The organism is Hyunsoonleella pacifica, from assembly GCF_004310335.1.
In the GTDB taxonomy this organism is placed as follows: Bacteria; Bacteroidota; Bacteroidia; order Flavobacteriales; family Flavobacteriaceae; genus Jejuia; species Jejuia pacifica.
In genome coordinates this window covers 638,682-659,675 of the sequence record NZ_SIRS01000001.1, presented here as the reverse complement: position 1 = coordinate 659,675, position 20,994 = coordinate 638,682, and the positions used below count along the sequence as shown (strand labels likewise).

Sequence of the window (20,994 nt, the reverse complement as noted above, 5' to 3'; positions counted from 1 at the left end):
CTTTACTTAGCCTGTGCCCGTAGATTTCGCACATATTAACATGTACTAATGCACAGTAAATTGATACAACAAGTGTTTAACAAACGTAATTAATAGCAATACACCCAGTTTAAAAACTATGAAAAATTTTTTAGTACTCTCATTTCTATGTTGTTTCATTTCAATAAGTGCACAAAATTCAAAAATTGAAATTACCGATATAACGCCAACACCGTTTTTCCCGAAGGCAAAAAACGGAGAGGCATTAAAACAATTAGTAAAACTATCAATAAACAACACAGCAACTAAAGCATCTGTAGAAGCAAGAATTAAGGTTGAAGGGTTTGATGAGTACTACCAAAATTTGGGTGCTTTAACCAAAGGCAAAGGAGTTTACGACCTTATGTTAATGGACGTAAATAAACCTTCTAAAGTATTAATAGAACTAATCAACAATAAAAAAAGAGTAGTAGCACAGAAAACCATAGTTTGGCAACCGCAAAAAAAATGGAAGGTTTATTATGCGGCCGTTTCACACCAAGACCTTGGATTTATAAGCTATTACCAAAATATTAGAAAAGCGGTACGAGAAGCCGGTATTGATACAGCACTAGACTTTTGTAAGGAGACCGACTCTTGGGATGAAAACGACCAATTTAGATGGAATATTGAAACCAGTGAACCTATAATTCGTTGGATATCAAAACAAACCCCTGAGAGAATCAAAGAATTTGAACAACGTGTAAATGAAGGTAGAATAGGCTTTTCTGCCAACCACAACACCATTTCCTCCCAAATACCAGGATATGAGGTTTTAGCCCGTAGCTTTTACACACCCAACCGTTACATTGTTGACATGTTAGATGTTGCACCCTCTAAACTTGCTTTAAATAATGATGTTACAGGTATTACCCGTTCTTGGCCTTTATACCTCAAGGAAGCTGACATTCCTTATTTTATGCATGGAAGCAACAATCCTAACAATTTGAATGATATGTTTGACCAACCTGTTTTTAAATGGTTGAGTCCAGACGGCGACACAAAAAACGTTGCATTATGCAAAACAGATTCTTATTACTCGCCAAACAAAATAGCAACTTGGGATTTAGAAGGCGTGTCCTATCTTATTAATCGTCATGTAGATTTAGATTGGCAGTTCGATTGCATTTTAGCTTATGATAGTCATGATTTTTCTGTCCCAACTATGGAAAATGCCGAAAAAATCAAAGAATGGAATGCCAAATACGAGTATCCAAAATTTAGATGCTCCTTAGTTAGTTCTTATTTTGAAGACGTAGAATCACAATTAAAAAATGGCATTACAATAGAAGAAACATCTAAAGATGCACCAGATAGCTGGAACGACCAAGAAATAATTGATGCTGACCTTATGGCTAAAGCAAGACGTGTAAACTACGCCATTCCTACTACCGAAAAATTAGCAACTTTTGCTATGAATACAAAAGGTGGTTATCCAGAAAAAGATATATTCCAAGCCTATAACCGTATTGTCATGTATCACGAGCATACCAACGGTACTTTTGATGGAGGTAATCCTAAATACTACGAAACCGAAAATGTTATGCATGAAACTTTGGTAGATGAAGCCATTGATTATAACGAAAATGCATTGCAAGTATCACTTGAAAAGTTAGGCTCTGAAATACAATCAAAATCTAACGGAATAGTGGTATACAACAGCTTAAACTGGGAACGGAATGATGTGGTTTATATCAATAAAGACCAAATACCTTTCAATAGTTTTAAAATAATTGACCCCAATACCAAAAAGCCTGTTAAAGTACAAGAGCTTACCAATGGCAAATTGGTGTTTTACGCTAAAAATATTCCTGTTATGGGATATAAAACCTTCAATATTAAAGAAGTAAAGAAACCAACCCTCTCCAAATCTTTATTAAGCAATGAAACCTCTGTAGAAAATAATTTTTACCACATAACCTTAAATAAAGAAGAGAATATTATATCGGAGGTTTTGGACAAACAACTCAATAAAAACATCGTAGATAAAAGCTCGCCTTACGCCTTAGGCGAGTACATACACTATGACCATTTTAGCAAAGAGTGGAAGAAAACAAAGTTTACCGATATTAAACTATACAAAGGTGTTGTAATGGACGAACTGCATCTAAACCAAAAGGCTTACCTAACAGACAGAACAACTTTGGTAGTATATATACATCACAATACTAAAAGGTTAGATTTTGCTTTAGAAGTAGACAAACTTTCTAACGGAGAAGCGCTTATTTCTGGCTGGAACCGTTATATTAAAGAAGCCTCTTTTTGTGCTATCCCAATAAACGTCCCCAATCATCAGCACCACCATGAATTAGCAGGAGCAGTAACCCAACCGGGAAATAAGGATTTACAATTTGAAGCGGCTGAATCTGCTTTTTATGCCATTCAACATTTTGCAGATGCTTCTAATGAAGACTTTGGAGTAACCTTGTCTACAATTGAAGGCAACTTGATTAATTACAAGCACCCAAGACCTGTATTTTGGAATAATGATGGCCGCAGAGCCAAAGAAGACATCGTAAAACCAGAGAACAGTAATATGTTTCTCTATTTAATGAACAATTTCTTCCAAACCAATGTACAAGTAGACCAACCAGGTTTAAAGAAATATACCTTTTCCATAAACAGTCATAAAGGGAACTGGCAACAAGGAAAAGCACCAGTATTTGGTTGGGAGAGTTCCCACCCACTCCTAGCCCAATACATTCAAAAAAATAAAAAAGGACAATTACCAAATAGTCGTTCATTTTTAAGCACAGATAAAGACAATGTTATATGTACCACATTCAAAAAAGCCGAAGCTAACGGTAATGGATTTATTATGCGCTTTTTTGAATTGGAAGGTAAAACTACAAACGTAAAAGTAAAGCTCAATTTAAATCAAGATATTACCAAAGCCTATACCTTAAACCTTATTGAAGATGATAAAGAAGCCATTAAGGTTACCAATAACGAAATAGAATTTCAAATTAACGGTCATGGTATTAAAACAATACGAGTAGTAGGTAAAGCGAATTTTTCAACTTCTGATTTAGAAGTAAAAGCCCAAGCTATATCTAATGAAAAAGTACAAATATCTTGGCAACAAATAGAAAACCTTGAGAACTTAAGTCATTATAACATTTATAGAAGTTTAGATAATTCCTGTGAACCTAGTACCTTAAATTTTATTGGCACCGCAGAAACAAATTCTTACATAGACCAAACACAACTTAATTTTGGAGGTTGGGCACACAGTCTTGTGGCCCCAAACACAACATACTATTATCGCGTTCAAGCAGTAGATAAATTTAATAACCGTAGCAGTGCATCAAAAGTAGTAAAGTGCAAAACACCTAAAAGTGACGAAATAGACGACAAACCAAGGAAAGTACTTGGGGTGTACACGGCACATGTCTCCCCATTAGCACCAGAAAATTTTATCAACCTTTGGTTTTACACCAATTTTGAAAAAGATGTAGATAAATATGTAATTCACAGAGGGGAAAACCCAAATTTCACACCAACAAAAGACAATTTAATTAATGAGCTTATACCCTCAAAAGATTCCATTACATTCCACAAAACATACAGCACAGCAGCACTAAATCGTCAAATGTATGCCGATAAAACAGTAGAGGTTAATAAAGCATATTACTATAAAGTGGCGGCAGTAGATCATAACGAAAATGTAGGGCCATATTCAGACCCATCATACGCCTACATGGAGCAGGTACCAGTAAAAATCTCTCACGAATATGTGGCTAGTAAAACTTTTGAAACCTTTAGACCAAAAAAGATTGTTACCATTACGTGTACAGACCCTAATCTAGATATCTATTACTATACAGAAGATAGAAATAGCACCAGCGAACTAAAAAAATATACAGCACCGTTTGAAATTGAAGAACGAAGCCTTATTAATTTAGAAATGTACAAATCGAATACCAAAGATATGGTACACCGATACAGAAGATTTGTGGACTTGAATCAAAATATCAGTCAATCAGATTATAACAATTACTTCAATTCCTTAAAAGCAACCGATGGAAGTTATTACAGCGGTTGGGTATCCAAACAATATGGTGGAGGCACTAAAGAACAGCCCAAAGATGTTTGGTTAGGTATTAATTTAAGTGAGGAAAAAACAGTTGGAGGCATGACATTGATAGCCGACAGAGGTAATATTTTCCCAATTCACGACAAATTCCGCATATATGCAAGAAATGGAGAGCAATTAACCGAAATTAATTTTGAATCCGCTCCAGATAAAGACATTAGAAATACCTTCTACGTAACGTTTAACCAAGCGATTTCTGCCGATGGTATCATGATTTTATTTGAAAAAAATAACTTACCAACATTTGATGATGACAACACACAAAATGGCATAGTTAGATTAAATGAGGTTACTTTGTTAGACGACGAAAACCAATCCGTTCTTAGAACCGATTTATTACCAATAGAATAAAAAACATAAATTATGAGAATTAAATTTTTAGTCTTAACCCTATTAGTAATTACAGTGCAATCTGTTTTTGGGCAAATAAAACGCACACCTGCAGACCCCGAATACTATGCCATGGATAGGGAAGATATGACTTTTGACGACCAACAAGTTCTACTAGTAAACTATCGTGGTTTTATATCGCCACGCCAGTATAGTGTTACACAGTTTACCAATGTATGGTTTTTGCCAATAGAATCAACGCGCTATAATTTTAACCTGAATTTCTATGACAAAGGCACTAATAGAATAATTAATGATGATGTGCCAACGCAATGGAAATCATGGATTGATGATGGGGCTGCACCTGACCCTCTTGGGTGTAATTTCCGTCCCAATTCGCCTTCAATCATGGTAACGCAAGATGAAAAATGGCAACCCAACCAATATGTGCGAACAGCTACATTTCATAAAGAGTATAACCAAACATGGGTAAGTTTTTCAGCAAAAAGCTGGACTAATGTGTCTTTTGAAGACGATGAAGTTTTTATCAAACTTAAATTAACCAATCGTAATTCTAAAGATTTAAACATGACCATCATACCCAATCAGGTAGCAGAACGTATGGTATGTCACTTTAAACAAGGAAATACAAAGCCTGCTCAGATTGACACTTTTACCATAGGTAGTGATATGGCTCATGCCCGTGTTTCTTCTTCCATAAAGGAAACTAGCGAAAAAGGGTTTGAAATTAGTATTGCTCCTGGAGAAACAGCTACCTATTATTTTGCAGTTAAGTTTTATGAACCACAAAATGGTGCTCCAGAAGTGTATCAAGCCGACATTAAAGAACGTATGGAACAAGCAGATAAAAAGACCCGTGATATGCTAGCTTGGGCTTACAAACAAATGCCAGTTCTAACTAGCTCTAACAAACAACTGCAAGAGTATTACTATCGCTGTTTATTATCTGTAATGATGAGTCGTTACGAAAACCCAAATTATATAACCGATGTATTTTGGGCAGTAGGCACTTGGCCATATACCATTAGCTGGGATAACTCCTATGCATCAGATGTGTTAGCTATGTTGGAGCCAGAAAGCTTAAAAGGCGCCATATTAACCGATTTTGAGCAAGTACAACTCAAGAAAACCTATGTAGGTTGGAACGGAGCACACTGGGAAATTCTATACATTCAGGAGCCTTTTGCGCTTCAAATTATGATAGAAGCCTATTTACGTCATACTAACGATTATTCCATTTTTGATGAAGTGGCCGCTGGAAAAACCGTATGGCAGTGGATGCAAGCATGGGTGGACGAATTACAGAATAATTACACTAACAAGCTAGGTTTAATTGATGTGGGCTATAACACCGAAAAGATTATTGAAATACGAACCGATGGTTATAACCATGCGGTGCCCATCACTAATACACTTACCATCGATTTGTTATACACCATGGCCGATTGGGCGAAGAAAAGAAATGAGAGCAAATTGGAAAAGACATTCTTTAAAGACGCCGAAAAACTGAAATCTTTAGTTGATAAGTACATGTGGAACGAAGAATTGGGATGGTTTGATAATTATTATCCAGACGGCACCAAAGGTACCATTTGGACTTACCACCTTTTTGATTTGTTGGGTACCGATTATTTACCAGACCACCAAGCCTATAAATTAGTTAGCCATCTTCAAGAAGGCGAGTTTTTAGGAAAATATGGGGTGTATTCCATAGCTAGACGCGATAGCGTGCATTGGGATTTAATAGATTCCGACTGGGGTGGCGGTGGCCAATATGCAGGAATGCCAGGACGAATTTCGAGAAACCTATACCAAAAAGGATTTGCAGGAAAAGGATGGGATGTTTTAAAACGTAACATGCGCTATATAGACCATTTTCCATACCTCCCGCAAAACCCACGTATAGATGCTCCTGAGGCAGACCGCTCATCAATGCCTTTGCAAATTGCGGCCGGAGCTGGAATGGAAGCCATTATTTTTGGAACTTTTGGTGTAAACATTCAAGAAAACAGTTTATCCATAAAACCCTATAACCACGAGGATATTGGTACAGCTTTATTAGAAAATGTACAATGGAACAACGACAGCTATAGCATTCAACTAGAAAGAAAAACATTTTCTATTTACAAAAATGGCCAACTGGAAACTACAAAGTTTTATGGCGAAACTTATTCAATAAAAAAATAATACGCGTAGCGTTAAATTAATATGGAACGACTTATAAAAACGGGGCAGTGGAAAGATTTGCCTATGCGCCCAGGTTTCGGGTCCTTTATGCACCCAACAGAAGAAAAACTAACCCTAATTAAGCAATTAGGGGTAGATGAAATTATCCTGAATATGTACAGGAACAATCTTATCGATACCAATTTTGACAGTCTGCCACTTCCAGGAGACCACCAATGGGAATATAAGGACCTCTTGATGCTACGTAAAACAGTTGAAAATGCAGGTATCCGCTTTTTAGCTCTGGAAAACATGCCGTTTTCATTTTACGACAAAATAATGATGGGGCAACCTGGCAGAGAAGAACAACTAAAGCACGTACAAGAATCCATTGCCAATATGGGTGCCGCTGGCATCCCAGTATTGGGTTATGGATGGACACCAACAGGAGTTTGGCGTTCCTCTACCACCTATCCTATTCGCGGTGGCGCACAATCCATGAGCATCGACCTTGATGATTTTAAAAGAGCACCGCTGTCTCACGGACGCGTATTTTCAGAAGACGAAATGTGGGATTACTACCAATATTTTTTGGAAGGCGTACTACCCGTAGCAGAAGAAGCTGGTGTAACCTTAGCACTGCATCCTAACGACCCGCCTGTACCTTCTTTAGCTGGCGTACCACAACTTTTTAGAAGCTTTGAAGCCTATAAAAAAGGGATGTCTTTGGTAGAAAGTGAAAATCATGGATTACAATATTGCCTTGGTAATTTCTCGGCAATGGGCGAAAACCTAGACGAGGTAACAGAGTATTTTGCAAAACAAGATAAGTTGGTGTATGTACACTTTCAAACCATATCCAATTCTTTAGTAAACAATACTAAATTAAATGAAGTTTTTGTAGATATGCCCGGATATTATGACCCCGTAGCAATGCTTAAAAAACTAAAAGACGTTGGGTATAAAGGCATGATTATGCCGGGGCACGTGCCAAAAATGACTGGCGATGTATCTTGGGAAGAACGAGGTAGAGCCTTTACCATTGGGTATATAAAAGGAATTATTGCTACCTTAAATCAATAGAACTAGTATTTTAGAGGTGTATGGCATAAAGAAAAACCATATATCACTGTTGTTAGCAAACGCGTAAAGGTTATTCGTCTAAAAAACACGGATGTTTGAAAAAAAAAGATGTTATTGTTTAATCAAGTTTAACATAGAAGTTTAAAAATGAATAAAGTTATTGTTTACAAATTAGCATTCATAGCATCCTTGGGAGGTTTTCTATTTGGTTTTGATACAGCAGTTATTTCAGGCACCATAAGTTTAGTAACCGACCAATTCCAACTAGATGCCATATTGCAGGGGTGGTACGTTAGTAGCGCCTTGGTAGGTACCATTACCGGTACCCTGATAGCTGGTATTTTAAGTGATAAATACGGAAGAAAAGAAATGCTAATAGTATCAGCAATTTTATTTGGTATATCAGCATTTGGCTGTATGATATCCCAAGGGTTTCAAAGTCTTATCGCCTACCGATTAATTGGAGGCATCGGTGTGGGTTTGGCATCCATCCTATCTCCATTATACATTTCAGAAATTGCACCAGCAAAAATTAGGGGGAGTTTGGTATCGCTATACCAATTTGCCATTACTCTGGGTATTTTAGTAGCCTATTTTACCAATGCGTGGTTTTTAGATATCAGTGAATCCAATGGACTTGTAGATGCTTCTGAAGGCGTACAAAAAGTGTTTGTTTCAGAAGTGTGGCGCATCATGTTAGGTAGCGAAACCATTCCAGCTTTTTTATTTTTAGTGCTTTTGTTTATGATACCAAAAAGTCCGCGTTGGTTCTTAAGTAAGGGTAAAGTAGATAAAGCCGAAAACATACTAGTTAAAATAGTAGGCGAAGATGAAACAAAAAACGAACTGCAATTATTTAACAACGCCAATAAAACCAAAGTCAAAATAAGTTCTATATTTAAAGGAGGCTTTAAAACAGCCTTAATAGTTGGGGTAATTTTAGCAGTATCTACGCAACTCTGCGGTATAAATGCAGTAATCTATTACGGACCTAGGCTGTTAGAAGAAGCTGGGTTACAACTAGGAGATGCCCTGGGCGGACAAGTAATTATTGGCATAGTAAACGTACTGTTTACACTAATTGCAATATGGAAAATAGACCAGTTTGGTCGTAAAAAACTATTGCTCTTTGGTATTTTTGGAATTTTAATTTCACTTATCGCCATAGGCATTTTGTTTTATTTAGACGTAAACAGTCCGTACCTACTCATTGGTTTTATACTTGCATTTGTAGCGTGTTTTGCGTTTTCATTCGGCCCAGTGGTTTGGGTATTATTATCAGAGATTTATCCAACCAATATTAGGGGTTTTGCCATGTCTATCGCAACCTTTGCCCTATGGATTGGCGCAACTGCAATAGGCCAATTGGTTCCTTGGTTGCTGGAAAATTTAAAACCCTATGGCACATTTTGGCTTTTCGCCCTATGTACCATCCCATCGGGGTGGATAGTTATTAAAATTTTACCCGAAACCAAAGGAAAATCCTTAGAAGCAATAGAAGAATTTTGGCTTAATAAAAAATAAAAATGTCCAGATTAAAAGATAAAGTAGCTATTATAACAGGAGCCGCAGATGGCATAGGACTTGCTATAAGTGAGGCTTTTGTTAAACAAGGCGCCCATATTTTAATGGCAGATATAAACGAGGAAAAATGCAAAAAAGAGACAGAACGGCTAGCTAACGGTAACAACAAAGTAATATACAAGCATTGCGACATAGGCAATACCAAGGCAGTGCAATCTCTAGTTGAAACCTGCATCAATATCTTTGGGAAAATAGACGTACTGGTAAACAATGCCGCCGTAGCAATACCAGGAGAAGTTACTAAAATGACAGATGACGATTGGGATACCCTAATGAACATCAATCTAAAGGGAGCATTTCGTTGTATTCGTGCTTGTCTACCCTTTATGATTTCTGCTAAACACGGTAGTGTAATAAATATATCATCTACTCAAGCCCATAGAAGTTGGGATGATTGGACAGCCTATGCCGCAGCTAAAGGAGGATTACTATCTATGACCAACCAACTGGCAGGTCAATTTGGAAACAAAAACATTCGGTTTAACAGTATTTCCCCAGGTACAATTTTAACACCAATGCTTACCGATAGAGTTAAAACCGAAGGCGAAGAGTTTTTAAAAGCCTCCATAAATCAAGCATCAATGCTACGTTGTGGCAAACCAGAAGAAGTGGCAATGACGGCTGTATTCTTAGCTTCGGATGAGGCGGCCTTCATCAATGGAGACGACATTAAAATAGATGGTGGATTATCCACTTTACCTAGATACTTTGAATAGAATAGACAAAAACTAAACTTTTCAACATGCTTAAATTTTCAGTACTAATCACGCTATTACTAATTGCATCATCTTGTAATACTACAACCTATAATAAAACACAAGAGAACTCAGAATTGGAATTGGCTGAAACATGGATAAGAGATTTCGCTACATTCATTGAAGTTGCACTAGAAGTCAATCCTCAAGAGGTTATCAAAGAGCGGTTGTTGTTATTTTTCGATTTTCAAGGAGAAGACGGCAGGCTATACCGAATTAAAAAAGGATGGAGGTTATGAATACAGATACTCCCAAACCACACTCAACTATAAAGTCCATAAGGATGATATTAATTCTGCTTGAAAAACACCCTGAATTACTTAATTAAAAATCATGAAAAACTATCTAAAAACAACAGTAGTTTTAGTTATTCTAATAGGTTTAAATATGAGTTTAATCTCATGTAAAAACAAAGAGAAAAGCAATGTATCTGTTACAACCAACATCCCAACAATTGATGAAGTTTCAGGGAAATGGATAGCATCAGATACTATGGCCATAGAGCCTTCCATACGCAATTTCAGAGGGCAAGCACTACTTAATCGCGATGTAACATCGGTAAGTTGGTTTGTGTCTGCACCATTTTCTGGTGGACACCACACAGGTACACTAAAAATTAACGGTATAATACCTGAAGCATCACACTTTCGTTGGCAACCCTATCAAGCGTTAAGAAAAGCTACTGTAAATGGTCTTGAAATACATAGCACCACACGAATGCTAGTAGAAGACAATGCCATAATGTGGGAGATAGACATCACAAATAAAGACAACGAGCAAAAAAGTGTCCAGATAGATTTAGATATGATAAGCTACATAAGCCAATATGAAGATGGTAAGTGGAATTGGTGGTACCCATATCCAGACTGGGATGGAAAAAGGTCAGAGCATCGTAACCCTGCCATAGAAGACATGCGAAAGCACATAACTTCAAATCACACAGAAAAAGAAACACATTGGCCTAAGGACAACGCTATTCTTAACTCCCCACATTTTAGTACACATAAAGAAGCGCAAAATATTTACATTCAAGATAAAAATACCCCAGCAATTTCTGCATTTTCGTTGGTAACTAAACCCGACAGTCTATCCGTTAGAAATTGTGGTGGCAAAGCCCAATGGAACGTAACATTGGCTTCAGGAAAATCAAAAACCATAAAATATTTTTTATCCTACAATAACAACCTAGAAACCCTTAAAACCCAAACAAAAAACTGGCAAAGCACATTTGATACCGTGTTTGCATCAGTAAAAACGAAATGGGAAGATAAATGGCAAAATTTATTTAAACCTAATAATGGCTTGGTTTCTGGATGCTTTCCTGTTTTAGAAACCAACGACGAAAAGGTAAAAAGAGTGTATTATACCGGTGCTACAACCCTACTCTACTTATTAAACACCAACCTGCCAGAACACAAACGTGTGTATTTAACAGGAGGTCCAAGATGGGGAGCTACAACAACTTTTTTCTGGGACATTGCCATTTGGTCTGAACTTTGGGCAGTTGTAGACCCAGAAATGATGAAAGAACAAATCATGGCTTGGATAGAAATAGACCCTAATTTACATTATGGAAAAGACAATTTTGGAGGCAAAGGCGTAGGTAATGGCTATTCCGCTAATTATTGGTGTTTATTCAGGATTATACGTGCGTACATCGCCACCACGGGAGATTACGAGTTTTTAGATAAAAAGATAGATACAAAAACAGTTATGGCTCATTTAGAATCTTATGCCCTAAACTGGCAAAACCTCTCAAATTATGGTAAAAAAGGGTATGAAAACGAATTGTACCATCTTGCCGACTTTGGTGAAAACCCAGCAAATTTGTTAGAATGCGTCCCAACCTACGTACATATAGTACCATCGTTTAATATTGGCTATGTATGGATGATGCGAGAAACCGCTAAATTACATTATCAAAAAAATAATGTAGCTAAAGCTAAAGCACTAGAAGAACAGGCAAAAAGCATGACGCAAAGTATTCTTAAATTATATGCTGGCAAAGGGGTTTGGAATAGCTTATACCCTAACAATAAAACAGTAGAAGTACGTCATGTACTAGATTTTATTTACTTCGGAAAATATCTAGCCAACGATGTGAGTTTAGATATACGAAATGAAATGATGGATTTTCTTAATACAGAATTAAGAACAGATTCATGGATGAGAGCACAGTCTTTAAAAGATATTGCGGCCAAAGATTCAGACAGACCAGACCATGGGCCTTTAGGTAGTTTTGATGGTTGGATTCCAGAAGTTATGGATGCCATGAGCAACATGGACTATAGTAATAATGCATTAACATTTTACAGAGCCATAGAACCAGTTACTTACGAAGGCTGTTGGGCACAAGCAAGAGAACTGTGGGGCGAGGACAAATTAAATAAAACCGCAGGAGTACGTATCGCAGACCGTGGATGGAATAACCGAGAAAGTTCATCAGGTATAGGGATATCTCAAGTCATGCTGAAAAACTTCTTTGGCTTCTATCCAGAAATACACAATACACCGCTTCTAAATTACGATACCTGGCCAATTAATGGTAACGCAACCCTACATCACGTATTTTACAAGAACGACTATTATCGTATTGAATTTGTTGACAACAAACCAATTATGATTAAAGAAGAACCCATAACACATCCATAATTTCATCATATAATTGAAAAAATTAACACTGATAAAATCTGTATATTTCTTCTCGAAATTCAAACTTTATAGAAAACTTTTATATATTTGCTTAACCGGTTAAACTAATTATTCTTTTGAAAAGTATTTCCCTCAAAGATATCGCCATTGCATTAAATCTGTCTAAGACAACAGTGTCTTATGTAATGAACAACAGAGGCGATGAAAAAAGAGTTAGCAAGGAAACGCAAGATAGAATAAAACAGTATGCCCAAACTCACAGCTATAAACCCAATCAATTAGCCAGAAGCCTAAGTTTAGGAAAAAGTAACATGATAGGCCTAATCGTGCCTAATATATCAGATAGCTTTTTTGCCCAAATTGCCAGACGCATTGAAAAAAAAGCAGAAAAACTAGGTTATAATGTGGTGTTTAGTAGTACAGGCGAGTCTCCAGAAAGAGAATCAAAAATCATACAGTCTATGTTAGATAGGCAGGTAGATGGTCTTATAATCGTATCGAGTGAAAAAAACCACGACGATATTTTAAAATTAAAAAAAGGGAACTTTCCCTTTGTAATTGTGGGTAGAAAATACACCGATATAGAAACCAATGTTGTAGCCTTAGAAGATAAGGATGGTGTGACTTCAGCCGTAGAACTACTTATAGATAACGGTAGAAAATACATTGGGTTTATAACCATTTCCTTAGAGTTAGATTCTATAAAAGACCGCTTAAAAGGTTATAAACAAGCACTTAAAAATAAAAACATTAGCTATAATCCCAATGTTGTTAAACACGTAACTTACAATGACGTAGAAGCCAGTCTCAAAGAAGCGATGAACGAATTAGTGTATCAGGAAAAAGTTGATGGAATTGTATTTGCGACCCACTATTTAGCCGAAGAAGGTTTACGTTTATTAAAACTTAACAACATAAATGTCCCCGAAGAAGTAGCCATAGTAAGTTTTGGAAAAGATAGAGGATTCGATTTGTTTGACCCTCCCCTAACATCGGTTGATTTCCCCATAATAGAAATGGGAGATACCGCTGTAGACCTATTGTTAGATGCTATTGAAAACAAAGTAGTAGCAACAAAAAATATAATAATGAAAACCAAACTGGACATAAAGCAATCTTGTGGAAGCATTTAATTTTATTTCAAAAATCGCTTAACCGGTTAATCAACTAATATATTAATAATACATTATGAAACTATTGAAATCTTTATGCGCCATTACTCTGCTGGCAGGTATCAGTTTAGATATTTATATAGAGTCTAAATATCTTACAATAGATGCAAATATACACAGTGCAAGACTCCCTTTTAACAAACCTCTCTGCTTCTGGTGGAAATCGCCTTCTGGAAAAAGACTCTTAGCATACAGAAGTGAAGATTATATGCACGGTAAAGTATTAGCTCTGGTATCTGGATAAATGAAATGTATTTGTTAAACAGTTTAGGCGAAGAAATTGAGAAACTAACCGCTCCCTTGTTGATAGAGTATTTTGAAACAAGATTTATTCTTTTAAAAACAAAATAAAATGAAACACAAGTTTTTAATATTAGTAATAGCATCAATAACGCAATTTGCGTATTCAGGGTCGAAAAACATTGCCACAACAGCTAAGGCATCGGCTTCTTCCTCTATCAACCCATCCTACCATCATAAAAATATAAATGATAATATTATAGCGATTTCAGATAATGGCAACTGGTTAGCCAACAGAGATGAGGCTTGGGTAAAACTTACATGGGAAACATCACAATGGGTAAATAAAGTGGTTATTTACAATTATCCCACACCAGAAGGAAGAGTAATAAATGGTACTTTAGAATTTAGTGATGGCAGTACTATGGCCGTAGAGCTACCAGAAGATGGTACGGCAAAAGCCGTTACATTTTCAGATAAAAAAGTAGCGTTTGTGCGCTTTCTTATTAATGATGCAGTGAATGAAAACACAGGCCTTTCGGAAATAGAAGTATTCTCATCGCCTAATCAATATCAAGAACCCGTAGAGTGGGTTGACCCTTTTATTGAAACAAACAAAGGTCGCTTTTTTCTATTTGCCACAGGCTCCAGACCTTACGGTGTTACTAGCTCTGCGCCTATGACCAAAAACTGGAACAACAGTGGTGGTGGTTATGCCTATTTTTCTGATGAAATATTAGGCTTCCCTCAAATCCATGCATGGACACTTTCAGGTTTAAACCTTATGCCCACATTGGCAAGTGTTGACCCCACCCAAGGCGAAAACGCCTGGAAATCTAAATTTAAACATGACGATGAAATAGCACAACCGGGATACCACCGTGTTTACTTACCAGACAGTAAGGTTTGGGTGGAGCAAACCTCCACTGATAGAGTTGGCTTCTACCGTTTTAAATGGACAGAAAACACAGAAGCCCAAATTTTACTTTCGCTAGGCGGATTGTTGGGCAACAGCCGAATGACCAATGCAGATGTAAAGAAAATCAATACGCAAGAATATGAAGGTTCTATTAGTTCTATAGACAGAGCTTATAATGTTGGCCCAAAGGATGTGAAAATTTATTTCGTTGTTAAATTAGACAGACCCTGGAAAACATTAGAGGGTTGGGATGGCACCGAGAGATTTCAAGACATTAAAACCCTAAAAGGGAACGAGGCTGGTGTGTCTTCCTTACATCATGTAAAAGCTGGAGAAGAAATACAAATGAAGATTGCCATTTCTTACACAAGCATAGAAAATGCAAGGAATAATCTAAACACAGAATGTACCACTTGGGACTTCAACAAAGTAGCTGAAGACAGTAGAAATATATGGAACGAATGGCTTGGTAAAATCAATGTTGAAGGCGGAAGCATAGCGCAGCGTATAAAATTCTACACCGATTTATGGCATGTGTTATTAGGAAGACATCGCATAAACGATGTTAATGGCGACTACCCTGATAGAACTACAGGCGAAAAGACCAATACAGGAAATTTAACCGATGGTTTTGTAACCGACGCCAATTTTCTTGTTAAAAATCCGGGGCTAGATTCAAAAGGAAAGGTTAAACACAATATGTATAACTCAGATGCTTTTTGGTTAACGCAATGGAATTTAAATGTGCTTTGGGGCTTGGCATGGCCAGAGATTCAAGATGATATGGCTTCATCAATGGTAGCCTACTCCAACAACGGTGGGTTGCTTCCTAGAGGGCCCTCAGGAGGAGGATATTCTTTTATAATGACGGGATGCCCCGCAACAAACCTTATAGTAAGTGCTTTTATAAAAGATATTTTAACAAAAACTGACCATGAAAATGCATTTCAACAAATAAAAAACAACCATTTTCCCGGAGGTATGATGGGAGGTGGAAAGTTCTTTGCACACGACCTTGATTTTTATGATAAAAACGGCTGGTGGCCTAACAATGCAGGCATTACTATCGAGGCATCGTTTCAAGATTGGGGAGCATCCCAAATGGCTAAAAAATTAGGAAAAACAGAAGACTACAATTACTTTTTTAAACGTTCGCAATCTTGGAAAAAGTGTTATAATCCAGAACAGAAATTATTATTTCCTGTAGACCCAAAAGGAAATTTTGTACATGAGGACCCTTTAAAAGGATGGGGCTACGTAGAAGCCAATGCGTGGCAAGCCACATGGGGAGTTTCTCATGATATCCCCGCTTTATCAGCTCTTATGGGAGGCGATAACGAACTCACAAAAAAACTAAACTACGCTTTTGAGCAGGAAGAAGAAAACAGTTTTGTACACAGCTATGGCTCAGGACATATAAGCTATGCCAACCAACCAGGATGCTCGAATGCACATGTATTTAGTTATGCCAATGCACCTTGGTTAACCCAATACTGGGTGCGCAAGGTTAATGAAAAAGCCTACGGCGGAATTACGCCAGATTTAGGTTATGGAGGGCACGATGAAGACCAAGGACAAATGGGTGGTGTTAGTGCTTTAATGTCTATTGGGCTTTTCAATATTATTGGCACTGAGTCTCAAACGCCATACTACGAAATTACAGCACCGGTTTTTGATAAAATTTCTATCGCATTAAATAATAACTATTACAAGGGGGATAAATTTGTTATCAAAACCTACAATAATAGCAAAGAGAACTGCTACATTAAAAAAGCGAAACTTAATGGCAAAAAACTTAAAAACTTCTGGTTTTTACATGAAGATTTTGCAAAAGGTGGCACCTTAGAAATTTGGTTATGCAACAAACCAAATAAAAAATGGGGAACCAAAACACCGCCTCCATTGAATTAATCATTTAAGAAAGTATTAAAATGAAAAATATAGCCATTGGAGTAGATGTTGGAGGAAGCCATATAAGCTGTATGGGTTTCGATTTAGAAAGCGAGCAATTACTGCCAGAAAGTTTTTCAGAAAGTCATGTGAATAGCCATAGCTCTTCTGATGAAGTAATAAAAACATGGGGAAACGTCATAAAAAAAACCATCGATAAAATTGGCGTAAATAACCTTGCAGGTATAGGTTTTGCAATGCCAGGACCTTTTGATTATGTAAACGGGGTATCCTGCTTTAACGGACAAAACGGCAAATACGAACATACTTACGGTATGAATGTTAGAGAACGGTTAACAGAATTTTTAAATCTATCCCAGCCGGTTAAAATTAGGTTTATTAATGATGCCATTGCATTTGCGCTTGGCGAAGCCAAATTTGGAAAGGCCAAAACCAACAAATCCATCCTATCTATAACCTTAGGTACTGGGTTTGGTTCTGCTTTTATAAAAAACGGAGTGCCTGTTGTAGATGGCAATGAGGTGCCACAAGATGGGTGCTTATGGCACTTACCATTTGAAAATGCTACGGCAGATGATTACTTCTCCACCCGCGGATTAATCAACAGGTTTGAACAAAAAACAGGATATAAATGCGATGGTGTGAAAGACATCGTAGCATTATGTGAAACAAATCCAGATGCCAAACAACTCTTTGCCGATTTTGGCAAAAGCATAGGTGTTTTTCTAAACCCTTGGATACAAAAATCTAGTATAGATGTAATAGTCCTGGGAGGTAATATTTCTAGAGCTTACCCTTTATTTGGGGAGGCTATGCAGACCTATTTTGATAGTGAAAATGTCTCTGCGGAAATCGTTTTATCCGATTTAAAGGAAAAATCGGCATTTATGGGAAGTGCAATCTTAATCGATGATAAAACTTATGAAAACATACTACCAGTACTAATAAAACTTAAATAATATAGCTTTATGAACTATACAACACTAAGAAAATCAGACCAATACTTATTGCCTCAAAAAAAACAAGAATCCCCTGTTGGGATGTACGATTTGTATCCTTCAATAAGCTTAGAGTCGGGAAAAATTGCATCAGACATCAATAGTTTGGTAGATGAGCTGGCCAACCAAAAAACGATTATCATTGATGGCTATATTGGTGTGTTTTTCGATAAGATAAAAACACAGATAAATGAAACTTTTAAAAATAAAGGAAAAGATGTCGCGTGGTTTGACGCTGATACAGCCTTAAAGCCAGAAGCAGAAATTGATGCACTGATAGCACCTTTTCTTGGAGGAGACGACCCCATTTTTGGCAAGCGTACAACACTACAGTTAGAAGATTTTTTTAACAAGGAAAAACTAGCATACTTAAAACCTAATGCTGATGCCGATGTAAACATCATTATAGGTGTAGGAGCCAGTTTAGCTGGATGGAAAGGTGCTTTGGTATATATAGATTTACCAAAAAACGAGCTTCAATTTAGAGCCAGAGCAAAAAGTGTATTAAATATTGGAGCCTCCAAACCAGATGCTATTAAACCCATGTACAAACGCTACTATTTTGTAGATTGGATAACACTAAATACCCATAAAAAAGACCTATTACCCCAAATAGATTATTTTGTAGATGAGCAACGCATAGACCATATTAATTGGATGAAAGGAAACGATGTTAGAGATGGATTAAAAGCGATGTCTCAAAACATGTTTAGGGTGCGTCCTTGGTTTGAACCAGGAGCATGGGGAGGCCAATGGATTATTGATAAGATAGATGGACTGAACAAAAATGTAATTAATTACGCTTGGTCTTTTGAATTAATAGTTCCTGAAAATGGGTTGTTATTTGAAAGCGATGGTAATCTCCTAGAAATATCTTTCGATTGTTTAATGTTTCAAGAACATCATGCTGTGATGGGCAAACATGCTAACCAATATGGCTATGAATTTCCTCTTCGCTTTGATTTTCTTGACACCTTTGATGGTGGTAACTTATCTATCCAATGCCATCCGCATTTAGATTACATGAAGACACATTTTGGAGAACCCATTACCCAAGAAGAAACCTATTATATACTAGATGCTGGGGAAGATGCAAAATGCTACCTAGGATTTCAGGAAGATATCAATCCTGAAGCTTTTGAAACAGATTTAAAGTATAGTTTTGAAAACAAAAAGGAGATTGATATTACAAAACATGTACAGGTTCATGATTCTAACAAGCACGATTTATTTTTAATTCCTCCGGGTACCATTCATGGTTCTGGTACAGATAACCTTGTGCTAGAAATTAGTGCAACCCCTTACATTTTTACATTTAAAATGTACGATTGGTTACGTGTAGATTTAGATGGAAAACCAAGACCTATAAATATTGAACGCGGTATGGACAATCTATCCTTTGAAAGTAAAGGAGACTATGTAAAAGAGAAATTAATTTCGCATCCGTATGTTTTAGAACAAGGAGACGATTGGACATTGTATCACTTACCAACCCATGAGAAACACTCGTACGACGTACACCGTTTTCATTTAAAAACTAATGTAGAAGTGAAAACTAATAACCTTTGCCATGTACTATCTTTAGTAGAAGGTAAAAGCATTATAGTTGAAGCTGAAAATGGCATACGCCAACGTTTTAATTATGCCGAAACCTTTGTTATTCCAGCAAATGCAGGTTCTTATAAAATTATTAATGAATCTAACTCAGAGATTATGGTCGTTAAGGCCTTTATGAAATAATAGAATATTTATAGAACACATACTAAAAATCTTATGTAGATAGACATTTCTTAATAGGTAAAGCAATAAATAACATTCATGTGAAATCGATATGGCTTAATGGAGAAACCCTTAATAGGAATTACATTACCCACAAAGAGATTTTGGCAGGCGGTACACTAAAGTTTGAAATGAGTAGTGTTCCAAACTTAAACAAAATATTTGAAAATCTAATTTCAGCCAAGATTTATGGTAATTTTCCATAAAAATGCATTAAAGTTCTATATGAGGTTTAGCAGTTTATAAGTATTTTTACTTACGAAAACAATGCATTAATTAACATACAAAAATTTATGGATTTATATCCCTTAAAATTCACGCCACTTTTTAAATATAGAATATGGGGAGGTGAAAAACTAAAAACAGTACTAAACAAAGATTATAAGGAAACTAACATTGGCGAATCTTGGGAAATTTCAGGTGTTGAAAACGATGAAACCCTAGTGGCCGATGGAGCCTTAAAAGGTAAAACTCTTGAGCAACTCATCAACACGTTTAAAGGTAAAATTGTTGGGAATAATGTGTATCAAAAATTTGGAGACACCTTTCCTCTACTTATCAAATTTATTGATGCAAAAACGCCGTTATCCATTCAGGTACACCCAAGTAACGAAATAGCAAAAGAACGCCATAATTCCTTTGGAAAAAATGAAATGTGGTATGTTATGGAGGCTGATGACGATGCCGAATTAATTGTTGGTTTTGATAAAGAAATCACGCAAAAAGAATACAAATCACATTTAGACAACAGCACTATTTTAGAAGTGATGCATCACGAAAACGTAAATCCCGGCGACACGTTTTATATACCAACAGGGAGAGTGCATGCTATTGGTGCGGGTGTTATGCTAGCAGAAATTCAGCAAACTTCTGATATTACCTATAGAATATATGATTACGACAGGGTGGATGCAAAAACGGGCTCAAAAAGAGAACTTCACAATGATTTAGCAGTTGATGTGATTGATTATGCAGTACACGATTCTTATAAATCTGACTATCAGTTAAACCAGAACACATCAAACACACTAGTACATTCCCCGTATTTTAAAACCAATATAATAGCCATAGATGGCGAAATGCCAATGAATTATAGCAATATAGATTCGTTTATAATTTATATATGTGTAGAAGGCAACTTTAATATTGATTGTAATGGCATTGATTATAGCTTAAAAACAGGCGAAACCCTATTAGTACCTGCAAGTTTAAACACCCTTAAACTACAATCTAATGGTGCCAAAGTATTAGAGGTATATTATCAATAAGA

At 36.5% G+C, this 20,994-nt stretch carries 14 protein-coding genes; all 14 read left to right on the top strand.

Going from position 1 to position 20,994, the window contains the following annotated elements; translation table 11 throughout:
• Positions 1-118: 118 nt before the first annotated feature.
• The 14 genes from EYD46_RS02510 (at position 119) to EYD46_RS02445 (ending at position 20,992) form a co-directional block, all read left to right on the top strand.
• The gene (locus tag EYD46_RS02510; RefSeq protein ID WP_130935473.1) at positions 119-4,465 is read left to right on the top strand and encodes a glycoside hydrolase family 38 N-terminal domain-containing protein; all 4,347 of its coding nucleotides are present in this window, start codon (positions 119-121) and stop codon (positions 4,463-4,465) included.
• Positions 4,466-4,477: 12 nt separating this feature from the next.
• Positions 4,478-6,652 carry a glucosidase family protein gene (locus EYD46_RS02505; RefSeq protein WP_130935472.1) on the top strand — a complete coding sequence of 725 codons (2,175 nt, stop codon included), beginning with the start codon at positions 4,478-4,480 and terminating at the stop codon, positions 6,650-6,652.
• Between the two features lie 21 nt (positions 6,653-6,673).
• The gene (locus EYD46_RS02500; RefSeq protein ID WP_130935471.1) at positions 6,674-7,714 is read left to right on the top strand and encodes a mannonate dehydratase; all 1,041 of its coding nucleotides are present in this window, start codon (positions 6,674-6,676) and stop codon (positions 7,712-7,714) included.
• Between the two features lie 147 nt (positions 7,715-7,861).
• Complete coding sequence (locus tag EYD46_RS02495) at positions 7,862-9,238, top strand: sugar porter family MFS transporter (RefSeq protein ID WP_130935470.1); 1,377 nt, start codon at positions 7,862-7,864, stop codon at positions 9,236-9,238.
• 2 nt (positions 9,239-9,240) lie between these two features.
• Positions 9,241-10,014, top strand: a complete 774-nt coding sequence (locus EYD46_RS02490; protein WP_130935469.1) for an SDR family NAD(P)-dependent oxidoreductase — start codon at positions 9,241-9,243, stop codon at positions 10,012-10,014.
• A gap of 26 nt (positions 10,015-10,040) precedes the next feature.
• A complete protein-coding gene (locus EYD46_RS02485; RefSeq protein WP_130935468.1) occupies positions 10,041-10,292 on the top strand; it encodes a hypothetical protein in 252 nt (83 codons plus the stop codon).
• Between the two features lie 94 nt (positions 10,293-10,386).
• Positions 10,387-12,705 carry a hypothetical protein gene (locus tag EYD46_RS02480; RefSeq protein ID WP_130935467.1) on the top strand — a complete coding sequence of 773 codons (2,319 nt, stop codon included), beginning with the start codon at positions 10,387-10,389 and terminating at the stop codon, positions 12,703-12,705.
• Positions 12,706-12,821: 116 nt separating this feature from the next.
• On the top strand, positions 12,822-13,838 hold the full coding sequence (locus EYD46_RS02475) for a LacI family DNA-binding transcriptional regulator (RefSeq protein ID WP_130935466.1): 1,017 nt from the start codon (positions 12,822-12,824) through the stop codon (positions 13,836-13,838).
• Between the two features lie 55 nt (positions 13,839-13,893).
• Positions 13,894-14,121 carry a polysaccharide deacetylase family protein gene (locus tag EYD46_RS02470; RefSeq protein ID WP_130935465.1) on the top strand — a complete coding sequence of 76 codons (228 nt, stop codon included), beginning with the start codon at positions 13,894-13,896 and terminating at the stop codon, positions 14,119-14,121.
• 108 nt (positions 14,122-14,229) lie between these two features.
• Positions 14,230-16,947 (top strand): GH92 family glycosyl hydrolase, encoded by a 2,718-nt coding sequence (locus tag EYD46_RS02465; protein ID WP_130935464.1) that lies wholly within the window; start codon positions 14,230-14,232, stop codon positions 16,945-16,947.
• Positions 16,948-16,967: 20 nt separating this feature from the next.
• A complete protein-coding gene (locus EYD46_RS02460) occupies positions 16,968-17,906 on the top strand; it encodes an ROK family protein (protein ID WP_130935463.1) in 939 nt (312 codons plus the stop codon).
• Between the two features lie 9 nt (positions 17,907-17,915).
• Positions 17,916-19,685, top strand: coding sequence for a class I mannose-6-phosphate isomerase (locus tag EYD46_RS02455; protein ID WP_130935462.1), 1,770 nt, complete (start codon positions 17,916-17,918; stop codon positions 19,683-19,685).
• A gap of 80 nt (positions 19,686-19,765) precedes the next feature.
• Positions 19,766-19,930 (top strand): glycoside hydrolase family 92 protein, encoded by a 165-nt coding sequence (locus EYD46_RS02450; protein WP_229731257.1) that lies wholly within the window; start codon positions 19,766-19,768, stop codon positions 19,928-19,930.
• Positions 19,931-20,017: 87 nt separating this feature from the next.
• Positions 20,018-20,992 carry a type I phosphomannose isomerase catalytic subunit gene (locus EYD46_RS02445; RefSeq protein WP_130935460.1) on the top strand — a complete coding sequence of 325 codons (975 nt, stop codon included), beginning with the start codon at positions 20,018-20,020 and terminating at the stop codon, positions 20,990-20,992.
• Positions 20,993-20,994: the final 2 nt, after the last annotated feature.

What these genes read in the sequence shown, in the direction of transcription:
- EYD46_RS02510 (WP_130935473.1), top strand. Translation starts at nt 119, where the DNA reads ATGAAAAATTTTTTAGTACTCTCATTTCTATGTTGTTTCATTTCAATA.
- EYD46_RS02505 (WP_130935472.1), top strand. Translation starts at nt 4,478, where the DNA reads ATGAGAATTAAATTTTTAGTCTTAACCCTATTAGTAATTACAGTGCAA.
- EYD46_RS02500 (WP_130935471.1), top strand. Translation starts at nt 6,674, where the DNA reads ATGGAACGACTTATAAAAACGGGGCAGTGGAAAGATTTGCCTATGCGC.
- EYD46_RS02495 (WP_130935470.1), top strand. Translation starts at nt 7,862, where the DNA reads ATGAATAAAGTTATTGTTTACAAATTAGCATTCATAGCATCCTTGGGA.
- EYD46_RS02490 (WP_130935469.1), top strand. Translation starts at nt 9,241, where the DNA reads ATGTCCAGATTAAAAGATAAAGTAGCTATTATAACAGGAGCCGCAGAT.
- EYD46_RS02485 (WP_130935468.1), top strand. Translation starts at nt 10,041, where the DNA reads ATGCTTAAATTTTCAGTACTAATCACGCTATTACTAATTGCATCATCT.
- EYD46_RS02480 (WP_130935467.1), top strand. Translation starts at nt 10,387, where the DNA reads ATGAAAAACTATCTAAAAACAACAGTAGTTTTAGTTATTCTAATAGGT.
- EYD46_RS02470 (WP_130935465.1), top strand. Translation starts at nt 13,894, where the DNA reads ATGAAACTATTGAAATCTTTATGCGCCATTACTCTGCTGGCAGGTATC.
- EYD46_RS02465 (WP_130935464.1), top strand. Translation starts at nt 14,230, where the DNA reads ATGAAACACAAGTTTTTAATATTAGTAATAGCATCAATAACGCAATTT.
- EYD46_RS02460 (WP_130935463.1), top strand. Translation starts at nt 16,968, where the DNA reads ATGAAAAATATAGCCATTGGAGTAGATGTTGGAGGAAGCCATATAAGC.
- EYD46_RS02455 (WP_130935462.1), top strand. Translation starts at nt 17,916, where the DNA reads ATGAACTATACAACACTAAGAAAATCAGACCAATACTTATTGCCTCAA.
- EYD46_RS02445 (WP_130935460.1), top strand. Translation starts at nt 20,018, where the DNA reads ATGGATTTATATCCCTTAAAATTCACGCCACTTTTTAAATATAGAATA.